Here is a 20,082-nt window from a genome sequence, read left to right as displayed (position 1 = left end):
TCACCCGTGCCACCCGGCCGAAAACAGCGCGCACCGAATCTCGGTCGTGTACCGGACGCCGCCGGTCTCGAACCACCGCTCGTCCGGGGACGGCAGCATCTCGGACACCTCCAAAAGCCCCGCGCCGCGACGGGCGATCCGGCACAGCTGGCGTACCAGCAGCGGCGCCTCCCAGTCGACGTAGACGGGTTTGGGCTCACCGGGCGCCTTGACGAAGACGTGACGCGGCAGGCCCAACTCGGCGCGCAGCCGGCACGCCGCGAGATATTCCGCAGCGTCATCGGCGGCGATCCGGTCGCCGGAGAGGGTCACACCACGCAGCCGCTCGGACGGCACCCGCCAGGTCTCCCGTTGCAGGATCACCCGCCCGCACCGGATACGGGGCACGTGCGTCAGGGAGGCGGCCCGCAATGCCACGCCGCCGAAATGGCGCGGAAAGGCGAACGGTGACAGCGGATCCTGAAGGATGCTTGGGCCTCCGGCTGGCGGCGCCATCAGCCGCAACCGTCCCTCGACGTGGTGGGCCCGCAGTTCCAGGCGCCCGCCATTGATGATCAGGTACAGCTGGGTGGGCTGCAGAACCAGGTCGCGATCCTGCGCCGAACGCCCGAACACTTCGAGATCGTGGCAGGGGTAGACCAGCTGGGTGGAGGACTTGTCCGGGTGCCCGCGGGACAGGTTGACCAGGATCTCGTCGCCGTCGAGCAGCGACTGGTACCCCCGGTACACCTCCGGCAGCAGGCGCGGGTCGAGCTCCTGCACCAGGGGACCGAAGCTGGTGTGCGTGATTACTTCACGGACCGCATGGCAGTCGCCGATCACGGCGGTGAACGCGCCGCGCGCCAACGCGGCCTGGCTCGGGGCGGCGAACAGGACATCGGGGTTGCACAACGCGGGCGGGTCGGCCGGGTGCGCCGCGATGATCCCCTCCAGTACGTCCCGGGGAACCACCACCTCCGGGCGGTCGGTGTCCGGCCCGATCAGCGCGTGCAGGATCACCTCGTCCAGCTCGACCAGTTCCGCCTCGATCGGCGCGCAGTCGCGGGCCAGCCGATCCAGGTCGGCGAACGAGCAGGCGTACAGGCGGTCAAGTGGCACCTCCACGCCGGTGCCGAACGTGTCGCGCACCCACCGGGTGAGCACCTCGCGTTCACGCCGCATCCGCAGGCGCGGCCCAGCCAGCACGAGCTCATAGACGACGGCGAGCTCGGTGGTGAGAAAGTCGGCCACGTCGGGTCCGATGGTCAGCCCGCGCAGCCGGCTGTGCGCCTCCTCGAACAGGATGCTGCGGTCGGCGTAGTGCAGGCCACTGTTGCGGTTGCCGGGCACCCCGGTCAGCTCCTCGAAACGCCGCTTGGCTGCGGTTAGCACGGCGGGGCGCTGGGCCGGGGGCGCGGCCGAGAAATGCAGCAGGTCCTGTTCGAACGCGTCGACGGCGGCCAGCATCGGCGCGGCGTGCGCGGCGTCGTGAGGCAGCAGCTCCCGCAGGCGGCGCAGCGGCGCGGCGTCGCCGACCGGCACCTCGAACTCGGCCGTGAGCCACTTATCGTCCACGGCACGCCGCAAGACCTCCTCGAAAGGTTCCGGGAATGGCCATTCCGCGCGCAGGTCGGCGACGGTACGAGCGCCCACGGCGCGTTCCCACAGCCACTGTTCACCGGGTGTCACGTCCCAGTCGCCTTGCTGTCGAAAGTGCCACTCGGCGTCCAGACCGTCGCGGGTAGTGAAGGCGTACGCCTCGATGCGACCGTCACGTAGGAACGTGAGTGGTCGCCGGCGGGGCCGGACGTGGTCGAGCATGCCGGGCATCTCCCCGGCGGCGAGCGCGAGCCGTTCGGCCGCCCAGTGGGTGAAGAACGCTGTGCGCCGCAGCGGCCCTTCCCCCGTCCAGGTGATGCCGGGCGTCGTGCCGACCCGGCCCACCGTGAACGGGCCGAAATGCGAGTGTGTCTCGTTCTTGGTGGTGATCCGTTGCAGATACATGGTGAGTAGGTCGGTCATCTTGCGGGTGTGCCGTCCCGGCTCGCCGTGGTAGCCGTCCAGCCAGGCCGCAAGAGTGGGATAGGCGGCGTCGTTGGACAGCAGCAGCACCTGGCGCAGAGAGTCCTCGATGAAGGCCCGCGCCACCGCGTCGCCGGCGGCGTCAAGCCGTTCCCGGTGCTGGTCGCGGAACACCTGCCAGTCGGTGTGCAGCGCGGCGGCCGCGTCCCGGTACGCGCGTAACGGACCGCTCTCGGTGTCGGGCAGGGCGTCGAGTACCGGGGCGAGGTCCTCGGTGGTGATCGGGCGGAGCTGCCCGATCTCGGAGGCGAGTCGCTGCGTGCCAGCCTTACGGTGCCGGCGGAGCACCGCCTTGGCGGTGGCGGCCAGTTCGGCCAGACGCTCACGGCGTTCGGTCAGCGAGACCGCCCGAGACGCCTGTTCGGCGTCGACAAGCGGATCGAGCATCTCCAGCGGATATCCCGCCTGCCGCAGCACGACGGTCGGCACCAGATGCCAGGCGTGGTCGGACGCGTTCATCTCGACGCTTGCCGGATGTGTGTCAGTGGTCATGTGCCTGCCTTGGTCACGCGGGCGGTCCGGCGCTCGTGCAGGGCGTCAACGATCGCCATTGGGTCGGGGCCCACGACCGGGACCCGACCCGGCGTGGGCACCCAGGGTTTGAGCCGTGGGCCGTGATAGTCGGAGCCGGTCGTGGCGAGCAGGCCCACGGCCGCGCTGAGCTGTGCCAGCCGGGCACTGTCGGCCGGCCGGTGCCAGCTGGTCCACACTTCGATTCCGGCCAGGCCGGCGTCGGCCCAGGTGTCCAGCAGGACACGGCACGCGGCGTCGTCGCGTGCGGACAGCAGGGCCGCCGGGTGGGCCAGGACCGCCACGGCGCCGGCTTCGCCGATCCACGACAGGACCTCGGTCAGTGCGGGCCGCCAGGGCGCGGGCACGTGCAGTGGCTGGCCCGGGCGGCACCAGTCCCGCGCGATGGCGCCGTACGTGCCGGGCCCGTAGATGGCGAACCGCGGGTCGTCGCCAGCGGTGCGGGCCAGCAGCGCCAGGTAGTCGCCCACGTAGGCGACCCGGTCGTCGCCGAGTGCGGCGTCGACGTCTTCCTCGGTGAGCGGCACCCCGATCGCCTGCACCCGCTCAATCCAGGCTCGCCACCAGGTGGCCTCGGCGTCGTGTACCGAGCGCACCCGCCGGGCGAAGGCGGCGTCGGCGGGGTCGACGAAGTATGCGAGGCAGTGCACCTCCTCACCCTCCCAATCGGCGGTGATCTCGCAGCCGGCCACGACGGTCGCCGCGCCACCCACCGCCGCGCTGAACGGCGCGATGCCGCTCATCGTGTTGTGGTCGGCCACCGCCACCACACGCAGGTCGGCAGCCAGGCAGTACGCCGCAGCCTGTGCTGGTGCGTCGTCACCGTCGGAACGCGAGGTGTGCACGTGCAGGTCGACCGGAGTGGCGACGGCCGACGGGACGCCACGGGTCACGACGGCATCGGTAGCGAACGCCGCCAGGCCGCGGACAGCCAGCGCTCGTACTCGGTACCCTCGGGCTTGTCGACCACCATGCACAGTGGTTCGAGGACGCGACCGGGCCCGCCCCGCAACCCACCGTGAATCATGGCTAGGTTGTGGCCGATCAGCAGGTCACAGTGTTCACCGGGGGCGGCGACCTCCCAGCGCTCGCGCAGCTCGCTCCACGTCGAACCGGTCGCCGACAGCATCATGTGGCAGAACAGGCGCGCGGCGTCGCCCTCGCATCGCCCGCACGCACAGCGCCGTGACAGCGGCACGGCGGCCGGGAAGCGCTCGGCGTCCGCCGAACTCAGCGGGCTCTCGCTATGGTGGAAGGACAGGCCGTGCCACATCGTCTCGCCCAACCCCAGCATCGCGCCATAGGAGGGGTAGGGGCAGCCGTGCTCCGGCTGGCGCAGCACGGCCGTACGCAGGTTCTCCCCCAGCCACCGGGCGGCCGTGACCGTGTCGTCGGCGTCCTTGATGCCCCGTGCGCCCAGCACCTCGTGCACGATCGAGATCCAGTCGTAGTACGTGGTGACGCTCAAGCCCTCGCCGGGGTCGGCCAGGAAGATCCCCTGGTACATCTTGTGCGCCGGGGTCGTGGTGTATCCGGTGGTCCCGAACTCACGCATGGCCGGGTCCCACTCGGGCATGTCCAGCCGGCTGGGCGTCAGGTAGGAGCAGTGCTGGCCGTCGTGGTGGGGTAGCAGGGTGCGGGTGAAGAATCCGGCCGGCACGTAGGTGCTCTGGGGCTTATCCACCTCCAGCCGCATGTCTGCGGGAGCACCGCGGAAAATCAGTGTCCGGCGGATCCGCTGTGCCAGATCCAGGGCGATCCGTCGGCTCTCATCGACGCCCAGCCGCAGCCGTCCGATCCGGAACACCGCGAACCCGATGTCGTGCAGCAGGTCGACGGCCCGGCCGCTGAGCCGGTCGGCGAGGTCCGGACGTTCCCGCTCGGCGGCCGACGGCAGGTCGGAGCAGTCGATGAATGCGGCGGCGGGGGCGAATCTCATCGTTGCTCCTGAGTACTGCCGGGGGTCCAGGGTGCAAGTCCGGAGGGTTGCGAGTCGGTGCGGAACAGGAAGTTGAACAGCAGGTGCGCGGCGATCTGGGCGGTGCTGCCCGACGGGTCGTAGCGGGGGGAGACCTCGGCGATGTCGAGCGCGACGACGGGCAATGCGCGCAGTTCCTCGTACACGTCTAGCAGTTCGCCGACGCTGATGCCGCCCATGGTCACGTGCCCGGTGCCGGTGGCCGACGCGCTGTCGAGCACGTCGATGTCGAGCGAGATGTACACGGTATCGCATTGTTCTCCGAGCCGCGCGATCACCGGGGCAAGCGCGGCCGCCGCGCCGTCGCGGCGGATCTGGGCGCCGGGCACCACGTGGAAGCCCCGGTCGAGCAGGCTGCGGAACTGGTCGTACTTGGTGACATCACCGACGCCGACGAATGCGATGTCTTCGGGCCGGATGCCGGGAATCTCGCTGATCCGGCGGGAGTTCGACCCGTGGTAGAGCGGCCCGTGCAGCACATTTACGTTGCCGAAGTCGAAGTGGTGGTCGATGTTGATGAATCCGAACCGCTTCGGGCCGTTGTCGAGCCGGCCGGCCCGGAACCCGGCGAACGTCGGAAACGTGCAGGAATGGTCGCCGTTGAGGAAGATAACGTGCGGGGCGGCGGCGCTGACCCGGCGTGCCTCGGCGGCGACCGCCTGGAACGTCTTGACCGTGTTGGTGGGGTAGGTGTGCAGGTCGCCCACGTCGGCGATCCGGGGTGCCCGGTAGCGAAAGGTGTCGCCGCGGCGGGTGTCCAGCATCTGCCACTCGCCGAGGCTGTTCAGGTAGCTGGCGAAGACCAGGCTTGCCTGGCGGATTGCCCGGGGGCCCTCGGCCGCGCCGGGTCGGGAGCTGGCCGTGCCGTCGAACGGTATGCCGGCCACGGCCCAGCCTTCCCCGCCGAGATCGGGGGTGGCGCCACGGGCGTCGGGCGCGCCGAACAGCGTACCCAGTCCCGCCCAGCCGGGCAGCGGGTCCTGTTCGAAGTCGTCAGGTTTGACGCTGTTCTGTAGGGCCTCAAAATCTGGTAGCTCGCTCATCGCGCCTCCGAATCGCTGGTTGCGGCGAGGGCACCTGCCAACCCGCCGCGGACGATGCGGTGGGCGGTGGCGACCTTTTCGTGGAACAGTTCCCAGCTGCGCTGCGGGGTCAGGTACGCCGGGCGGTAGACGACCGGCGCGTCTTCGCGCCAGTTGGCGAAGTCCCAGTCGAAGATCCGGCCGCGCAGCCGGGGGAAGTCCGGTACCAGGGGGTACGGGACGAAGTTGTAAAGGTTGAACAGCCACAGCCGGTCGCGGTTCTCGTCGAGCCAGTCCAGCGTCACCCGGTGCGACTCCTCGGTCTCCTCGTCGAGGCCGCCCATCAGATTAAGCACCACTTTGAAGCCCGCGTCGCTGAGCTCGCGGATCCGGCCGGTGTAGTGGTCGAGTCCGCGCGACAGCTTGCCCAGCCGCTTGAGCATCCCCGAGTCCGCCGATTCGAAGCCGAGTTCCACCGCCACCACGCCCAGTTCCTGCATCTGGTCGAGGACCTGCTGCTTCACCTGCAGGACATGGGTCTGCACGATGAACCGGTAGCCGGGTCGGTCACAGAACACGTCGATGAGGTTGCGCACTGCCTCACGGGACTGGCCGAACGTCTTGTCGCCGATGTAGATCAGCCGGGTATCCGGGAATCGGGTGGCGAGATCGTCGACCTCGGCCTCCAGGGCCTTGCGATCCACCAAGGTAAGGCTCTTACTCCACGCGTCACCGCAGAAAGCGCACTCGTATAGGCAGCCGTGGCTGGCGTTGAGGCGCAGCAGCGGCACCTGGCCCCGATAGCCGCCGAGGTGCCGGTAGTCGGGCATCCAGGTGATGCGCTCCTCCGACAGGCCCTTGACGAAGGGTTTCTCGCTGGCCCTGCGGCTGTAGTCGAGGGCAACGAGCCGCCGGACGAACCTGGTGTCGAGCTGTCCTCGGTGCACCAGGTGTACCGAGCCTTCCGGAGCCAGCGGGGCCATGTTTCCGCCGAGGACCACCCGGCGGCCGGCGGCCTCCAGGTGGCCGGCGACCTCTAGGGCGAGCCGGAAATTCTGCGCCAGCGGGGAGCACAGCACCAGGTCGCCGGGTTTGGTCGCGGCCATCAGTGGCTCGGTGCAGGCGGCGGCGTCGGCGGGGATCCGCGACAGGTCCTGAAACGTGGAGTCGATGCCGGCGGTGTCCAGTAGAGCCGTCAGGTGGGCGACCCAGAGTGGCATCTCCCACAAGCCGTCGGCTGGGATGAAGTACTCGGGAAGGAACGACCGGAACGCCTGGTCGTAGGCGAGGTAGTAGTCGGACAGGCGGCTGTCGGGCGCCGCGGTGGATGGGAAGGGCAGTTGGACCACACAGCCGCGCAGCAAAGTTCCTCCAGTGGGTGCGTGTCAGGGGAGCTGCGCGCCGGTACCCCGGGAGAAGAGAGCACAGCGCAGCTCGCTCGTGTATCGCTTGCCGTCGAGGTCGAGCCAGAGGTCCGTACGGGCGGGGAACATCTCGCTGAAGTCCACGGGGCGTCCGGTTCGACGCGCCAGCCGGCACACCTGCCGCACCAATAGCGGCGACCTCCAGTCGACGAAGATGGGTTTGGGCTCCCCGGGGATCTTCACGAAGCCGGTGTCGGGCATGCCCCGGCGGCGTCGCAGATCGCGAGCGGCCAGAAACTCGGCTGCATCGCCTGAGGCCGGGTGCACGCCCGGGCTCCAGCCACGCAGCGCGGTCGCTGGCAGCCGCCATCGGGCCCGGTGCAGCACGACTCGGCCGCAGCGAATCCGGGGCAGGTGTTCGCGGTCATCGGTGTGCAGGCCGATCCCGCCGAAGTGCCGGGGGAACGCGAACGGTGACAGGGGGTCCTGGCGGATGCTGGGTCCGCCCGCGAGCGGGGCGAGTAGCCTCAGCCGCCGGTCGACTCCGTGCGCACGCAGTTCGGGCCGGCCGTCGCGGACGGTCAGAAACAGCTGTCCGGGGTGCAGGACCTCGCCGGGCCCCTTGGGCGATCGACCATAGACCTCCAGGTCGGGGCATGGATAGGTCAGTTGCGCGCCGGTCTTGTCCGGGTGGGAGCGGGACAGGTCGACCAGGAGTTCGTCGTCGTCGAGCAGCTCCTGGTAGCGCCGCACCACCTCGTCGAGGATGTCCGGCGCCTCGGCTGCGATCAGCGGCGCGAAACTCGAGTGGGTCAGTGCCTCGCGGACGCCGTGGCAGTCGCCGACGACCGCGAGGAACTCGCCGCGGCCGATCGCGGCGGCGTTGGGTGCGGCGATCATTACGTCGGGGTTGCATACCGCCGGTTCCGGCACGGCGAGCGCGGCCAGGGTCTGCTCCAGCCGGCTCCGGTCGGTGACCGCCTCAGCGTCGCCGAGGCGCCAGTCCTCCAGCAGGGTCGCCAGGATGGTGCGCCCGGCTGCCGCGATCTCCTCGTCGACCTGCTCGCATTGGCGGGCGAGGGCGTCGGCATCGACGTAGAACGCGGCGTAGAAACGGTCGAGCCCGACGTTCGTCCCCGCACCGAACCGGTTGGTCATCCACTCGCCGAGCAGCCGGCGCTCGCGGTGGACGCGGATTCGGGGTCCGGTCAGGGCCAGGTCGTAGACGATCCGCAGCTCCTCGGCGATCAGCGCGGCCATGTCGCCGCCGAGGCGCAGATCCTTGACTGGGCCGTACGCCTCCTCGTAGAAGATTGCGCGGTCGGCGTAGTGGGCACCACCGGCACGGTTGGGCACGGTGCCGGTGACGGCGGCGAAGTCCTCCTTGAGCCGGGCCAGCAGCGGCGCCCGGTGTTCGGCGGGGGCGGCGGCGAACCTGTCGAGTTGCTCGCGGAAGGACGCCACGGACCGGGCGTCGTCGTCGGTGTCGGGCAGCAGTCCCGCCAGAGCCCGCAGGGGATCCGCGGTGCCGATCGGGATTTCCCAGCGGTCGATCAGCAGGTCGGCCCGGACCAGGCTGTCGAGCACGTCGTCCAGGTGGGTTTGCCGGTCGCCCCAAGCCGCCCGTAGCTCGCCGATCGTGCGTGTGCCGTCGCAGTGCTGCCACAGCCACCGCTGGTCCTCGTCGAGCGGTGTGGTGGAGACGGCCTCGAACCGCCAGCCGTCAGGCATCCCGGTGGTGGCGCGGAAGGCGTACCGGACGAGGCTTCCGTCGTCGAGAAACGCCAACGGCCGTCGGCGGGGCCGCACCAACTCGTGGTTGCCTGGCCGTCCGCTGAACGTCTCGGCGAGCCGTTCACCGGCCCAGTGCGAGAGATGCGCGACGCGGCGCAGCGGACCGGCACGCCATGAGACACCGGTCGCGGCGGGGATCACCCGAGCCACCGCCAGCGGCCCGAAGTGTGAGTGGGTCTCGTTCTTGGTCGTGACTCGCTGCACATACATGGTAAGCAAGTCGGTCATCCGTCGGATGTGGCCGGACGAGCCGGTGGCGCCTCGCTCGAGCCAGGCGATGAACTCGGCGTACCGGGCGTCGTTGGACAGCAGGAGTACCTGCTGGAAGTCCGGTTCCGCGGCAATCCGGATCACCTCGCGGCGGTTCCGGTCGATCGCGGCCGTAAGCCGTGAGATCCAGGCGGTCCAGGCGGTGTCGAGGTCGGTCGCCGCTTGCTGGTATGCCGTCGCGGCACCGGCCACCGCGCCGGGATGGTCGCGCAGCAGCCGGTCGAGATCAGTCGCGTGGAAAGGGCGCAGCATGCCGACGCCGGACGCGAGATCGCCGCGCCACCCGGCCCTCGCTGCACGCAGGGCAACTTTGAGGCGCTGGGCAAGGCGCCACGTGGTGTCGCGCTGATCGAGCACATCATCGGCGTAGCCAGCGCAGTCCGGGTCGAGAAGGCCGTCGGCCACGGCAAGCGGAAAGCCCGCCTGCCGTAGCAGCACGACCGGGGCGAGCGACCATCGGCCGATGGTCGCTGCGCGCGCAGCGATGCTCATATTCCCCCGTTACCTGATTGCCATTGCCAGACGGCTGTCAAATCCGCGACACACGTGCGGCGTCGCTCGATCGAGGACAGTGAGGTCCAGTAAACCCAAGACGAAGATCGGAGTCAATGGGATTACGAGTGTTGTACGACCGATGCCGGCAAGGTCCAGGACTGGCGCTGCGTCGGCCGCCTCAGCGTCGGATTGCCCGGCTGGGATCAAGCGTCGGGCCGCAGATGTAGTCGAGCCGTTCGTCCATCCACCCCGGGCAGCAGCAGGTCGGCGGTGCGTCGCCGTGGCAGCCATCGGGCCTGCTCGCCAGCGGCGATGTTGGTGCAGGTCCCGTCGTACTCGTAACGGATGTAGGGGCTGATCGGCTCGGAGATGATTCGAGCCCGTCGCAGCACCATGCCGCGTCGGGTGGCCTCAGCCTCGACGTCCAGCCACGGCCGCCACCATGAGGCACGGACAGCCCACAGGTGATGCCGCCGGCATCAACTTTCCCTACGTGGGGCGTGATGTTGGCGGCATCGCGGGGTGAGGAACCTTCGGATGCCGTTTCGGGTGCTGCCGCCGAACGGCGCGAAGCCCTGGTCCGACGCTCCGTCATTGCCGGCGGACCAGGGCTTCGTCGTTGGTCGGGAGTGGTGCGGGTCAGTGTGGGGTCTTCACCGTGTCGACGAAGTGCTGCCAGGCGGCGGTGTCGAAGGTGAGGACCGGGCCGGTCTGGTCCTTGCTGTCGCGGACGGCGACGCGGTACGGGTGGCCGGCCACCTCGACACAGTTGCCGTCGGCGCCGGACCGGGTGGACTTACGCCAGACGCCGTCAGCCTTCATCGTCGTACTCCTTGGCGATCCGGGTGATGAACTCGGTCGATTCTAGCGGGGGGAGGCACTGTTGCTTGAGTGACGACCAGATGTCCTCGTAGGTGTCGATCTCGGCGGGTTTGTCGAGGTAAACGGCACCGCACGGGCCGTCGGAGTAGACGGTGGTCGGCTCGGGCGGGCGGACGCTGACCTTGGGGAAGGTCAGGATGGAGAACGGCCCGACCTCTGGCCTGATCGGCAGACCAGCCGCGAAGGTGAGGACTCGGACGGTGACGTTGTGGCGTTGGGAGGCGACGGCGGCGAGATGCCGCAGTTGTCGGGCCATCGCGGCCCGATCGTTGAGGGGGCGGCGTAGGGCCGCTTCGCCGATCACCACGTCGAGGTCAGGGGCCTGCGGGACGACACGGGCGAGCAGCTTTTGCCGCTTGGACCGGACTTCAATCTTGGCCTGTTGGTCGGAGGGCTTGAGATCGGGGTTTCCGGTGGTGATGATCTCGGTCATGTACTCCAGGGACTGGAGCAGGCCGGGGATGACGTTCGGCTCGTACTGACGGATCGTCGAAGCGGCGGCTTCGAGACCGACGTACAGCTTGAACCATTCTTTGATGGCGTGGTCGTAGCTGTGGTACCAGCCGCGTGACTTGGTCTCGCGGGCTAGGTCGCGCATCGTCTTGATCGTTTCTGCGGGTGCGCCGTAGAGCCGGCACATCGCCTCGGCGTCGTTCGGGTGGATCGGCACCTGGCCGCCCTCGTAGCGCCAGATGCGCGGCGGTGACCATTCGAGCGCCTTGGCTGCTGCGGCGACCGTGACATGAGCGTCTTCACGAAGCTCTCTCAGGTATCGACCCAGTTGCCTGCGGGGGACAGTGCTGCCGGTGTCGTCCACGAAACCCCGTCCTCTCGTGTCGCGTAATGGCGGGTGGATGTTAGGTCCGAACCTACCGGTGCGAGATTGCGCTGAGCCAGGTGGCGAATAAGCATGATGTGAAGGAAGAGTTCAGTGATCATGGGAAATGTGTTGTGAGAAGGGTTGACAGATGGGATCGAGGTCCACACGCGACGACCGGATACGGTTTGAGCCGCGACACGCCCGCAACTGGCGTCGACTCGGCCGGTACTGTCGCTGCGGAATGCGCTGGCCCTGCCCCGACAAGTACCTGCCGTCGACCATCGCGCCGTACCTGCGCAACACGCCGGCCCCGCGTCCGAAGCCGACGGATCGGCCGCCGAACCAGTCGCCGCAGTGGGATCGCGGCCCCCGATGGAACCACCCCACCGAGTACGTGTGGGTAGCCGGCCTGTTGACGCGCGGACAGCGCGCCCGAGTGAACGGGGTGCACTGATGCACATCGCGTCCCGCCCACACTGGAATTGTCGCGAGTGCGGTACGGAATGGCCGTGCGAACCCGCGAAGATCGAGATCACCGCCGACTGGGCCAACGACCGGATCGGGATGTGCGTCTACCTCGCCACCCTAATGTACGAGGCGATCGACGACCTGCTGGAATGCGATGCCGAGCAGCTCAGCCCGCCGGACCTGTACCGCCGGTTCCTCCGCTGGCCCGATCAGGTCGCCGAATCCGAGGCTATTGCTCGTCTGTCAGCACGTCCCGGCGAGCCCTGACCGCTGTTGCCTCGTCCCCGCGACCAAGCCCGTCGAGTACGTCCGCCAACGTCTCCAGCGCCCCGGAAAGCTCACGTGCGTACGCCATCGGGATTTGCTGGAACAGCTTCTCGTAGCGCCCGACCGACTCAGTTGCGGCCTTCAACGCCTCGGGCAGCTCGTACTGGTTAGCTGTCCGTACCCAGGCTTCGGTCCAGAGCGACATGGCGAGGTTGGGTTCGTAGGCGGCGGGGTTGGCCTGGGCGAGCCGGCGGTAGATGTCGGCGGCTTCGGTGGTGGCGGTCAACGCTTCGTCGCGCCGGCCCGCCTCCGACAGCATCATGCCGAGGTTGTTCAGCGATCCGGCGAGGTTGGGTTCGTAGGCGGCGGGGTTGGCCTGGGCGAGCCGGCGGTAGATGTCGGCGGCTTCGGTGGTGGCGGTCAACGCTTCGTCGCGCCGGCCCGCCTCCGACAACTGCTTCCCGAGAGTGTTGAGCAACGACGCCCGCGTCGGCTCATATGCGGTGGTCAGCCGATGTAACGTGAGTCGCTTCGTGATGGCTGCTTTGGCAACTGCCAGGCCGACATGAAGACCTTGCGGTAGATGCGGCTCGATCGCCTCCAGTGCGGCGATGTCGAGTGCTTCGACGTCCGCGATGCGGGCCAGGACGGTTCCGCTGGCGGCGACCGCCAACTCAGGACGGTTCCGCTGGCGGCGACCGCCAACTCAGGGCGGTCACGCAACAGCGGGGAGAGGAGCCGAGACGCGACGTGCGGCCAGCGGATGGCTACCTCGACCAGCACCGTCAACGCCGCTGCCGACCAGGGTGGAAGACCAGCGCCGTCTGGGTCGGTGTCGGTGATCAACCGGGTGATCGCCGTACTGGACCATGGATCGGTAGGGGAGCCGGCCACCCCGTGACCGGGAAGCCGCAGCGCGACGAAGTCCTCGCCGAGCCGGTCTGGATACAGCGGCTCCAGCACCTTGTCCGGCTCGGCCGGCGGGTAGCAGACGGCATGGTCGGTCAGGACCTGGTCGGCGGCGTCCGGCGTGCACACTCCGGCCGTCGTCAAGGCGTTGATACCGCCGTCGTAGTCGAGCGGCCGGGTCAACGTCGCCGTGCAGACCGTACGGCTCAGCACCTGCGGGGTCGTGACGAAGCTGGCCCGCTGCTCGTACAGCTTTTGCCAGTGGTCGACCTCGCGGCGCAGCAGGTAGGCCGACAGGTCCCAATCCCCGGTCGGTGCGGTCCGCTGGCGCGCGGCGGCGTCGACCGCGACCAGCGCCGCCATGTGGATCACCAGGATCTGCCGGTACGCCTCCCCGCTTGCCAGGTCGGCCGATGGCTGGATTGATGTGTCGTCGATTCCGTACGCGTAGGCGAACCGGTCAGCTGCCTCGGTGAAGATCCGCTGCCGGTTCGCCGGGCTGTCGGCGGCCGGGGTCAGCGCCGTGACGTCGGCCGCGTACCCGAGTGTCGTCAGGTCGTGCTGGTACGGCCACAGGGTCGACTCCGGACGGGCGAGCAGCAGCAGTCGGGTCGGCACTCCCTGGCGCAGCAGCCGGTCCTTGAGCAGGTCTCGCAGGTCTTCGGCGGGCCAGCGTTCGGCGTAGTCGACGATGATCAGCAGGCCACGCCCGGTGACCTGGGTGGCCTCGGGTGGGTCGTCGGCGGCGAGTTGGCTGCGGTGCCGGGCGACCGCGACCCCCCAGCCGGCGGCGATGCTGTCCTCGCCGAACTGGGCCGCGAGCCGGGTCTTGCCCTGCCCGCCCGGACCGTGCAGCAGCCGCACCGCCACGCCACGCGCCGGGTCGTCGCGCCAGGCGGCCAACTCGGCGCGGTCGGCGTCGCGCAGGGCGGTGAACGGCACCACCTGATTGTTGGCGGCGAGCAACATGCTCGGCTGGTCGACCAACGTACGCGGGTCCGGTGGCCGCTGCGGCTGCCACCGCTCCACCCGGTACGCCGGCCGCTGCTCGTAAATGGTGATGTGCTGGTCACCGGCGGCCTGGAACACCTGCCCGTGGCCGCTGGCCTCGCCGTGCAGGTGGATGTCCGGGTTGGTCACTTCTCGTTGATGTGCTGGTCGCGGGCGGCCTGGTAGACGCGGGCGTTGTCTTTGGCGTTGGCGGTCATCGTGATGCTGCCGACCTGCTGCTGGTCGGCGGGCGGCAGCAGGGGAGTGAGGGTGTCGTCGAGGAGGCGACGCAGCTCGGCGGCGAACGCCGGATCCTGGCGGATCAGCCGCTGTAGTTTGCGCTGCCAGTCGTCGACCAGGCCCCGCTCGGCGTCAGTGTCACCGTCGCGGCGAGCGGCCATGACCTCCTCGCGTACCTCGGCCAGCTCGGCGGCGACGGCGTCGGCCTGCTGCGGGCGTACCCGCCGCCACAGCGCGACCGCCCCGTCACGAGCCTTCTCCCACGCGTCCGTCGCGATCGCCTGGATCAACGCGGCACCGGTCGCCGCCGCGACCGGGTCGATGTCCACCATGCCAGCCACTCCGTCCGTCCGAGGTGGCAACCACAGTAGACCCATACCGCCAGCCAGTCGGACCGCCTCGCTGTCGGATCCGCTACAGCAGGGGTGATCGTGGCGCGCTGAACCACCTGTACGAGTGACGGCTGCCGTCACTCCGACTCCGCGTCCCCTTCTGTCTCCTCCTCCACCGGTACGCGCACCACCCGCCGCGTGTCGAGATCGACCCGCCACCCCGCCGGCCACATATCGCTGTCACGATTGCCGTCCCCGATGCGGGCATCAATGAAATCGATCTTTTCTTGGTACATCGCTCCGTCGAACCAGGCAATGCCGATGAATGTCGCTTCAGCGAAGCGGGCGGTGCCGGCGAACGTCACCCCGACGAACCGGGCGTCGTTCAGATGGCAGTTACTGAAGTCGGTGTCGAGGAGGGTGGCCTCGGTCAGGTCGAGAGTCATGCCATTCCAGTAGGCCTGGCTCGGGGTGCCGTTCGGCGTCGTCGGCCGCAGGTGACGGGCGAGGATGCGCTGTGCGGCCAGCCGTACCTGGCGCTCCTCCCGGGGGTCAGGCTGCTTCGGGGCACCCGGTTCCTGGCCGGTATCGGGTTCGGCGGTGTTCTGATCTGCCTGCTCCTCGGTCGGCGGGGTGTACGGCATGCGCAGGTAGGCGCAGATCACCTCGACGATGCTCTGCCGGTGCACCGGGTTGTCCTGGGCGAGGCGTTCCAGGGCGTAGAGGCCGGCCAGGCGTACCGGTGCCTTGTCGGAGCCGAGCTGTTCGGCGGCCTTGACATACAGCTCGGTGACCCGTTTCTCGCCCGCGTCGTACTCGGTGGCCTGCTGGGTCCGTTCGGTGACCTGCTGGCGGCGTAACGCCAGCAGCAGCGCGGCGGCGGCACCGAAACCCGCGCCGACCGATAAGCCGGTGCGGATCGTTTCCACCTGAAGCTGCGCCTGCTCCAGCGGCGTCCCGACACCGGCGAACCGTGGACTGTAGGCCCCACACCGCCGCCCAGGTGATAGCGACGACGGCCAGGAAACCGATCCCGAGAATCCAGGTCGGCAGTGGACGTAGTGGACGCTGCGGCGGTACGGGTGCCGCCGACGATTCGCCCGCCCGCCGCGCCCGCCGCCACAGCACCCCGCCGACGGCCAGCCCAGTCGCGCCGGCCACGGCAAGCAGCAGCACCAGCCAGTGGCCGACGATCAGCCGCCCCAGCATCGTCCACAGCCGACCCGGCAGCAGCAGTACGGCGGCGGCGAGCAGGGCCACCGCACCTGCGGCCGCTGGCGTCGCCGCCTTCCAGTGTTTGATCACCCGGGTGTCCCGCCGTCCGCCGAAAGCCATCCTCGGGGCACCACAGTAGATCCGTACCGCCAGAAGGGTCGGACCGGCGCGGTGTCGGATGCCTTACGGCGGAGGTGTCACAGCGGGGTGGGCAGGACGCGGACGGCTGCGGTGCGGGACCACTCGGCCAGCAGCAGGGTGGCGTCGTCGTCCGGTGCGCCGCCCCGGTGCTCAGCGACGGCGCGGGCCAGTCGGCGTACCGCCTCGGGGGCCGGCAGCCCGGTGGCGGCCTGCCGTTCGGCGAAGTCGACCAGGCGGCGCAGACCGAACGGCTCACCGGTGCGCACCCCGGCCTCCGGCACCCCGTCGGTGAACAGCAGCAGCTGGTCGCCGGGTTCGAGGATCTCCTCGCCGACGCGGGCGGCGGTGTCAGGGATGCCCAGCGGCAGTCGGCGGCCGGCGCGCAGCTCCCGGACCATTTTGCCGCCGCGCAGCAGCAGCGGCCTCGGGTGCCCGGCGTTGACATACCGCAGCAGACCGGTCTCCAGGTCCAGATCGGCGAGGAACGCGGTGACGAACCGGGCGTCGGTGAACTGGTCGGTCAGCGACGCGTCGGCGGTGCGGCCCTGGGTGACCAGGTCGTGGCCGCAGCGGCGGGCCGACCGGACGGCGGCGATCACCGTCGTGCAGGCCAGGCCGGCTTTCAGGCTGTGTCCGACGGCGTCGAAGATCGCCAGGAAGGCGTGGTCGCCGTCGATGGCGTAGTCGAAGCCGTCGCCGCCGACGTCGTAGCAGGGTTCGAGGACGGCGCTGACGGTGATCCGCTGCGTGGCGGCGGTCAGCGGCGGCAGCACCTGCGACAGCAGTTCCCCGGCGACGGTCGCCGGCCGGGACCGGCCGACCAGCCGCAGATGGTCACCTTTCGGCCGGGTGACGGTGATCAGGTGCCCGACCAGTCCGGCGACGGTCTCGCAACGGCGGCGGGTGTGCCGGCCGTCGGCGTCAGCCGCATCGTCGAAGACGTACTCGATGACGCCGAGCCGGTCGGTGCCGTCGACCATCGGAATCCACCACGCGGGCGCGTTCAACGCCGGGATCGACTCGACCAGGGTGAACGAGCGTCCGGCGACGGACCCTTCGACCGGTTGCGGCTGCGGGTCGGCCCGCCCCGGCACCGGTACGGGCCGCAACGTGTGCTGCTCCTCGTCGGCCAGGTAGATGGTGGCGTGCACACCGAGAGTGGCCATCACGTCGGCGAACGCGCCGCCCAGCTCGTCGGGCTGGAACAGGTGGGAGCGCAGCAGCACGTCGCTGAGCGCGTCGAGCCACTGTCGTTCCGGCGTACGTTCCATGGCCGCCACCCTACGGCGTGGCCGGTCCGATAGATTTCGTCCGGTCGGTACACGACTCGTGGGAGCGGGGACACCGTGGTTGTCGCAGGTCTGGTCCTCGCCGGTGCGGCGGCGCTGATCCACGGCTACATCTTCTACCTCGAATCGGTGGTGTGGACCGCGCCGCGTACCCGAGCGGTGTTCGGCATCCGCAGCGAGCAGGACGCGCTCACCACCCAGGCCCTCGCCTTCAACCAGGGCTTCTACAACCTGTTCCTGGCCGTCGCGGTCGTCGCCGGCATCGTCGTGGTCGCGGCCGGGGCCACCGCCGTCGGCGCGACCCTGGTGTTCACCGGCGCCGGCACGATGCTCGCCGCCAGCCTGGTCCTGGTGGTCTCCCGGCCGGCGATGCTGCGTGCCGCGCTCATCCAGGGGTTGCCGCCGCTGCTGGGTGTGGTCGCCCTGGCGGTCGGGCTCGCCGGCTGACCGGACCCGGCTCACTGTCTGAACCGCTCCGTACGGCAGGCCAGTCGGTGACCGGTGGTCTGCTGTCGATGTCGGGTCACGAACACCGGATGTGTCACTGATCCGACGATTCTTCGGCGCAAATGGCCCCGTACCGCTGCATTTTTCAGCCGGACAGGGCCTGTGCGGACGGAAACCTGGTCGGCAAATGGTTCGCGGCGCTGCCGGCGGCCGTGACACGGTGTGCGTCGCCCGACACCGGAGGGCGAACCGCAACCACATCTGAGGAGACACCTCGTGAACACCAGCAGAAGGACGGTCCTCGGCCTGCTCGCCACCGCGGCGGTCGCCGGACCCCTGGCGACGCTGCCGGCCACCCCGGCGGCCGCCGCCGACATCTACACCTCGAACACCGACCTGTACTCGGATCCGAACCTGGCCGAAGGGGTCGACTACGCGCGCCGCTACCGCCGGCATCCGCTGCTCGACAACTCCGACGCCACCGCGTTCGCGTTCCCGCGTACCGCGATCATCGCCCCGCACGGCGGCGGCATCGAAGGCGGCACCTCGGAGCTGTGCCTGGCGATCGCCGGCTACCACCCGGCGAACCTGGCGGCGACCCCACCGGCCGGCCCGACGTACGACTACTGGATGTTCGAAGGCATCCGCTCGTCCGGCAACGCCGAACTGCACGTCACCGCCAGCCACTGCGACGACGTCCCGGCGTTGTCGGTGGCGGCCGGCGCGCTGAACGTCGTCACCCTGCACGGCTGCACCCCGGGCACCGCCGGGCTGCCGTCGAACGCGCAGGCCGTCGCCGTCGGCGGACGCAACGCGGCGTTTAGGGCCGCGCTGATCACCGCCTACACCACGGCCGGGATCAGCGCGTTCGACGCCACCGGCATCCCGGCGATCGCCGGCACGTCGACCGACAACATCGTCAACCGGACGCTGCTCGGCATGGGCGCCCAGCTGGAGCTGACCACGCCGCTGCGGGCGGCGATGTTCGGCACCAACACCCGTTCCCAGCGCAAGAACACCACCAACACGCTGTTCTGGGACTTCGTGGCGGCCACCCGCACCGCCATCGCGCAGATCGAGGCGACGCAGCCGATCCTGTGACGCCACCGCGACACCCCGCCCCGCTCCCGGGTCACAGCACCCGGGGCGGGGTGTTGCCGGCGGCGACGATCGCCCGGCGCATCGGCACCGCCAGCAGCAGCACGAACCCGACCACAAAGAAGATCAACAACGAGACCAGACCGACCCGGTACGAGTTCGTCAGCTGGAACACCAGCCCGAACGCCAGCGGCCCCAGCCAGCTGGTGCCCTTGTCGCTGATCTCGTAGAAGCCGTAGTACTCGCCTTCCTTACCGGCCGGGATCAGCTGACTGAACAGCGACCGGCTCAGCGCCTGAGAGCCGCCGAGGACCAGGCCGATCGCCGCGCCGAGCGCCATGAACTGCGCCGGCGCCTCCGCGGGCAGCCGGAACGCCGCCACGATCACCCCGGTCCACAGCACCAGGCTGCCCAGCACCGTCTTCCACGCGCCGATGCGCTGCGCGACCGCCCCGAGCAGCAGCGCCCCACCGAACGCCAGGAACTGCACCAGCAGGATCGTCACGATCAGCGTCGACTGGCCCAGCCGCAGCTCCTCGGTTCCGTACTGGCTCGCGAGGGCGATCACCGTCTGGATGCCGTCGTTGTAGACCAGGAACGCCAGCAGGAAGAACAACGTCAACGGGTACGCCTTCAGCCCGCGTACCGTACGGCCCAGCTGTTTGAACCCGTCGGTGAGCACGTTGCCGCCGGGCCGGGCGTCGACCGCCGGGTGTTCCCGCAGCCAGGCCAGCGGCACCAGGGTGAACACCGCCCACCACACCCCGGCCGACACGATCGACCAGCGGGCCAGGTCCAGGGTGCGCTGCGGGTCGCCGTCGACGCTGAACGACTGCACCACCACCAGGTTGACGGCCAGCAGCAGCCCGCCACCGAGGTAGCCGAGCGCCCAGCCCCGGCTGGAGATCCGGTCCCGGTCGTCGGGGCCGCCCAGCTGCGGCAGGAACGAGTTGTACACCACCACGCTGGCGCCGAACGCGATGTTGGCCAGGACGAACAGCCCACCGCCGAGCAGGTAGCGGTCCCCGGTGACGAACACCATCGCGACGGTCGCCCCGGCGCCGACGAACGCCGACACCGCCAGCAGCCGCTTCTTGTGCATCGACCGGTCGGCCAGCGCACCCATCACCGGCAGCACCAGCACCGTCAACGCCACCGACAGCGATACCAGGTACGGGAAGTACGCCCCTGGCGCGACCTCGATACCGAGCGGGTACACGGACCCGGTGCACTCGTCGGCGTCGGCCGCGCAGCCGGCGGCCTGTTTGGTGACCGTGGTCAGGAACGGCCCCAGGAACACGGTGATGACGGTGGTGGAGAACGCCGACATCGCCCAGTCGTAGAAGTACCAGCCGGTGCGTTCCCGCCGGGTGCTCGACGGCGCGGCGCCGGGCGACGCCGCGGCGGGCGGCACGGGCGCCGGCCCGGTGGGCGGCACGCTGGGTGGCTCGGTGGGGTCGGCCATCGGA

19 protein-coding genes are annotated in these 20,082 nt (G+C 69.7%); 4 read left to right on the top strand and 15 right to left on the bottom strand.

The features are described 5' to 3' along the window. The 6 genes from O7543_RS05245 to O7543_RS05220 are packed head-to-tail and all read right to left on the bottom strand — an operon-like array spanning position 1 to position 9,212. Positions 1–2,553, bottom strand: coding sequence for a lantibiotic dehydratase (locus O7543_RS05245; RefSeq protein WP_281554891.1), 2,553 nt, complete (start codon positions 2,551–2,553; stop codon positions 1–3). Further along, positions 2,550–3,485 (bottom strand): PHP domain-containing protein, encoded by a 936-nt coding sequence (locus tag O7543_RS05240; protein ID WP_281554892.1) that lies wholly within the window; start codon positions 3,483–3,485, stop codon positions 2,550–2,552. The genes O7543_RS05245 and O7543_RS05240 overlap by 4 nt, the downstream gene beginning before the upstream one ends. Beyond that, positions 3,482–4,531, bottom strand: a complete 1,050-nt coding sequence (locus tag O7543_RS05235) for a hypothetical protein (RefSeq protein WP_281554893.1) — start codon at positions 4,529–4,531, stop codon at positions 3,482–3,484. The genes O7543_RS05240 and O7543_RS05235 overlap by 4 nt, the downstream gene beginning before the upstream one ends. Then, entirely contained in the window at positions 4,528–5,613 is a 1,086-nt protein-coding gene (locus tag O7543_RS05230) for an agmatinase family protein (protein WP_281554894.1), read from the bottom strand. Before O7543_RS05230 ends, O7543_RS05235 begins: the two co-directional genes overlap by 4 nt. Next, positions 5,610–6,956 (bottom strand): radical SAM protein, encoded by a 1,347-nt coding sequence (locus O7543_RS05225; RefSeq protein WP_281554895.1) that lies wholly within the window; start codon positions 6,954–6,956, stop codon positions 5,610–5,612. Before O7543_RS05225 ends, O7543_RS05230 begins: the two co-directional genes overlap by 4 nt. 21 nt (positions 6,957–6,977) lie before the next feature. Continuing rightward, on the bottom strand, positions 6,978–9,212 hold the full coding sequence (locus O7543_RS05220) for a lantibiotic dehydratase (RefSeq protein WP_281567349.1): 2,235 nt from the start codon (positions 9,210–9,212) through the stop codon (positions 6,978–6,980). Between the two features lie 9 nt (positions 9,213–9,221). On the opposite strand from O7543_RS05220, the gene O7543_RS05215 reads away from it, so the two are divergent. Next, the gene (locus O7543_RS05215) at positions 9,222–9,452 is read left to right on the top strand and encodes a hypothetical protein (protein ID WP_281567348.1); all 231 of its coding nucleotides are present in this window, start codon (positions 9,222–9,224) and stop codon (positions 9,450–9,452) included. A gap of 266 nt (positions 9,453–9,718) precedes the next feature. On the opposite strand, the gene O7543_RS05210 is transcribed toward O7543_RS05215, so the two are convergent. The 3 genes from O7543_RS05210 to O7543_RS05200 all read right to left on the bottom strand — a co-directional run bounded on the left by O7543_RS05210 (position 9,719) and on the right by O7543_RS05200 (position 11,214). Then, positions 9,719–9,979, bottom strand: a complete 261-nt coding sequence (locus O7543_RS05210; protein WP_348650120.1) for a DUF6879 family protein — start codon at positions 9,977–9,979, stop codon at positions 9,719–9,721. A 175-nt stretch (positions 9,980–10,154) separates the two neighbouring features. Further along, positions 10,155–10,337, bottom strand: coding sequence for a DUF397 domain-containing protein (locus O7543_RS05205; RefSeq protein WP_281554898.1), 183 nt, complete (start codon positions 10,335–10,337; stop codon positions 10,155–10,157). After that, a complete protein-coding gene (locus tag O7543_RS05200; RefSeq protein ID WP_281554899.1) occupies positions 10,327–11,214 on the bottom strand; it encodes a helix-turn-helix transcriptional regulator in 888 nt (295 codons plus the stop codon). The genes O7543_RS05205 and O7543_RS05200 overlap by 11 nt, the downstream gene beginning before the upstream one ends. Positions 11,215–11,670: 456 nt before the next feature. On the opposite strand from O7543_RS05200, the gene O7543_RS05195 reads away from it, so the two are divergent. Then, the gene (locus tag O7543_RS05195; protein ID WP_281554900.1) at positions 11,671–11,952 is read left to right on the top strand and encodes a flavin reductase; all 282 of its coding nucleotides are present in this window, start codon (positions 11,671–11,673) and stop codon (positions 11,950–11,952) included. On the opposite strand, the gene O7543_RS05190 is transcribed toward O7543_RS05195, so the two are convergent. The 5 genes from O7543_RS05190 to O7543_RS05170 form a co-directional block, all read right to left on the bottom strand. Then, on the bottom strand, positions 11,915–12,430 hold the full coding sequence (locus tag O7543_RS05190) for a tetratricopeptide repeat protein (RefSeq protein ID WP_281554901.1): 516 nt from the start codon (positions 12,428–12,430) through the stop codon (positions 11,915–11,917). The two genes, O7543_RS05195 and O7543_RS05190, sit on opposite strands and share 38 nt — an antisense overlap. 29 nt (positions 12,431–12,459) lie before the next feature. Continuing rightward, positions 12,460–14,001, bottom strand: coding sequence for a hypothetical protein (locus O7543_RS05185; protein ID WP_281554902.1), 1,542 nt, complete (start codon positions 13,999–14,001; stop codon positions 12,460–12,462). Further along, positions 13,998–14,423, bottom strand: coding sequence for a hypothetical protein (locus O7543_RS05180; RefSeq protein WP_281554903.1), 426 nt, complete (start codon positions 14,421–14,423; stop codon positions 13,998–14,000). Before O7543_RS05180 ends, O7543_RS05185 begins: the two co-directional genes overlap by 4 nt. Before the next feature lie 137 nt (positions 14,424–14,560). Beyond that, positions 14,561–15,352, bottom strand: coding sequence for a pentapeptide repeat-containing protein (locus O7543_RS05175; protein WP_281554904.1), 792 nt, complete (start codon positions 15,350–15,352; stop codon positions 14,561–14,563). Positions 15,353–15,835: 483 nt separating this feature from the next. Next, positions 15,836–17,050 (bottom strand): PP2C family protein-serine/threonine phosphatase, encoded by a 1,215-nt coding sequence (locus O7543_RS05170; RefSeq protein WP_281554905.1) that lies wholly within the window; start codon positions 17,048–17,050, stop codon positions 15,836–15,838. A gap of 75 nt (positions 17,051–17,125) precedes the next feature. Here O7543_RS05170 and O7543_RS05165 point away from each other — a divergent pair, with 75 nt between their 5' ends. Next, positions 17,126–17,515, top strand: coding sequence for a DUF1304 domain-containing protein (locus O7543_RS05165; RefSeq protein WP_281554906.1), 390 nt, complete (start codon positions 17,126–17,128; stop codon positions 17,513–17,515). 276 nt (positions 17,516–17,791) lie between these two features. Next, positions 17,792–18,616 carry a poly-gamma-glutamate hydrolase family protein gene (locus O7543_RS05160; protein ID WP_281554907.1) on the top strand — a complete coding sequence of 275 codons (825 nt, stop codon included), beginning with the start codon at positions 17,792–17,794 and terminating at the stop codon, positions 18,614–18,616. 31 nt (positions 18,617–18,647) lie between these two features. Here the strand turns inward: O7543_RS05160 and O7543_RS05155 are convergent, their stop codons facing one another. After that, positions 18,648–20,078, bottom strand: a complete 1,431-nt coding sequence (locus O7543_RS05155) for an MFS transporter (RefSeq protein ID WP_281554908.1) — start codon at positions 20,076–20,078, stop codon at positions 18,648–18,650. Positions 20,079–20,082: the final 4 nt, after the last annotated feature.

Origin of the sequence: Solwaraspora sp. WMMA2080 (genome assembly GCF_027497395.1) — a bacterium.
Lineage (GTDB): Bacteria > Actinomycetota > Actinomycetes > Mycobacteriales > Micromonosporaceae > Micromonospora_E.
This window is presented reverse-complemented; position numbering and strand designations above follow the sequence as displayed.

Excerpts from the sequence above, each read along its gene's own strand:
- O7543_RS05245 (WP_281554891.1), bottom strand. The coding sequence starts at position 2,553 with ATGACCACTGACACACATCCGGCAAGCGTCGAGATGAACGCGTCCGAC.
- O7543_RS05235 (WP_281554893.1), bottom strand. The coding sequence starts at position 4,531 with ATGAGATTCGCCCCCGCCGCCGCATTCATCGACTGCTCCGACCTGCCG.
- O7543_RS05230 (WP_281554894.1), bottom strand. The coding sequence starts at position 5,613 with ATGAGCGAGCTACCAGATTTTGAGGCCCTACAGAACAGCGTCAAACCT.
- O7543_RS05215 (WP_281567348.1), top strand. The coding sequence starts at position 9,222 with ATGGTCGCGCAGCAGCCGGTCGAGATCAGTCGCGTGGAAAGGGCGCAG.
- O7543_RS05205 (WP_281554898.1), bottom strand. The coding sequence starts at position 10,337 with ATGAAGGCTGACGGCGTCTGGCGTAAGTCCACCCGGTCCGGCGCCGAC.
- O7543_RS05195 (WP_281554900.1), top strand. The coding sequence starts at position 11,671 with ATGCACATCGCGTCCCGCCCACACTGGAATTGTCGCGAGTGCGGTACG.
- O7543_RS05180 (WP_281554903.1), bottom strand. The coding sequence starts at position 14,423 with ATGGTGGACATCGACCCGGTCGCGGCGGCGACCGGTGCCGCGTTGATC.
- O7543_RS05170 (WP_281554905.1), bottom strand. The coding sequence starts at position 17,050 with ATGGAACGTACGCCGGAACGACAGTGGCTCGACGCGCTCAGCGACGTG.
- O7543_RS05155 (WP_281554908.1), bottom strand. The coding sequence starts at position 20,078 with ATGGCCGACCCCACCGAGCCACCCAGCGTGCCGCCCACCGGGCCGGCG.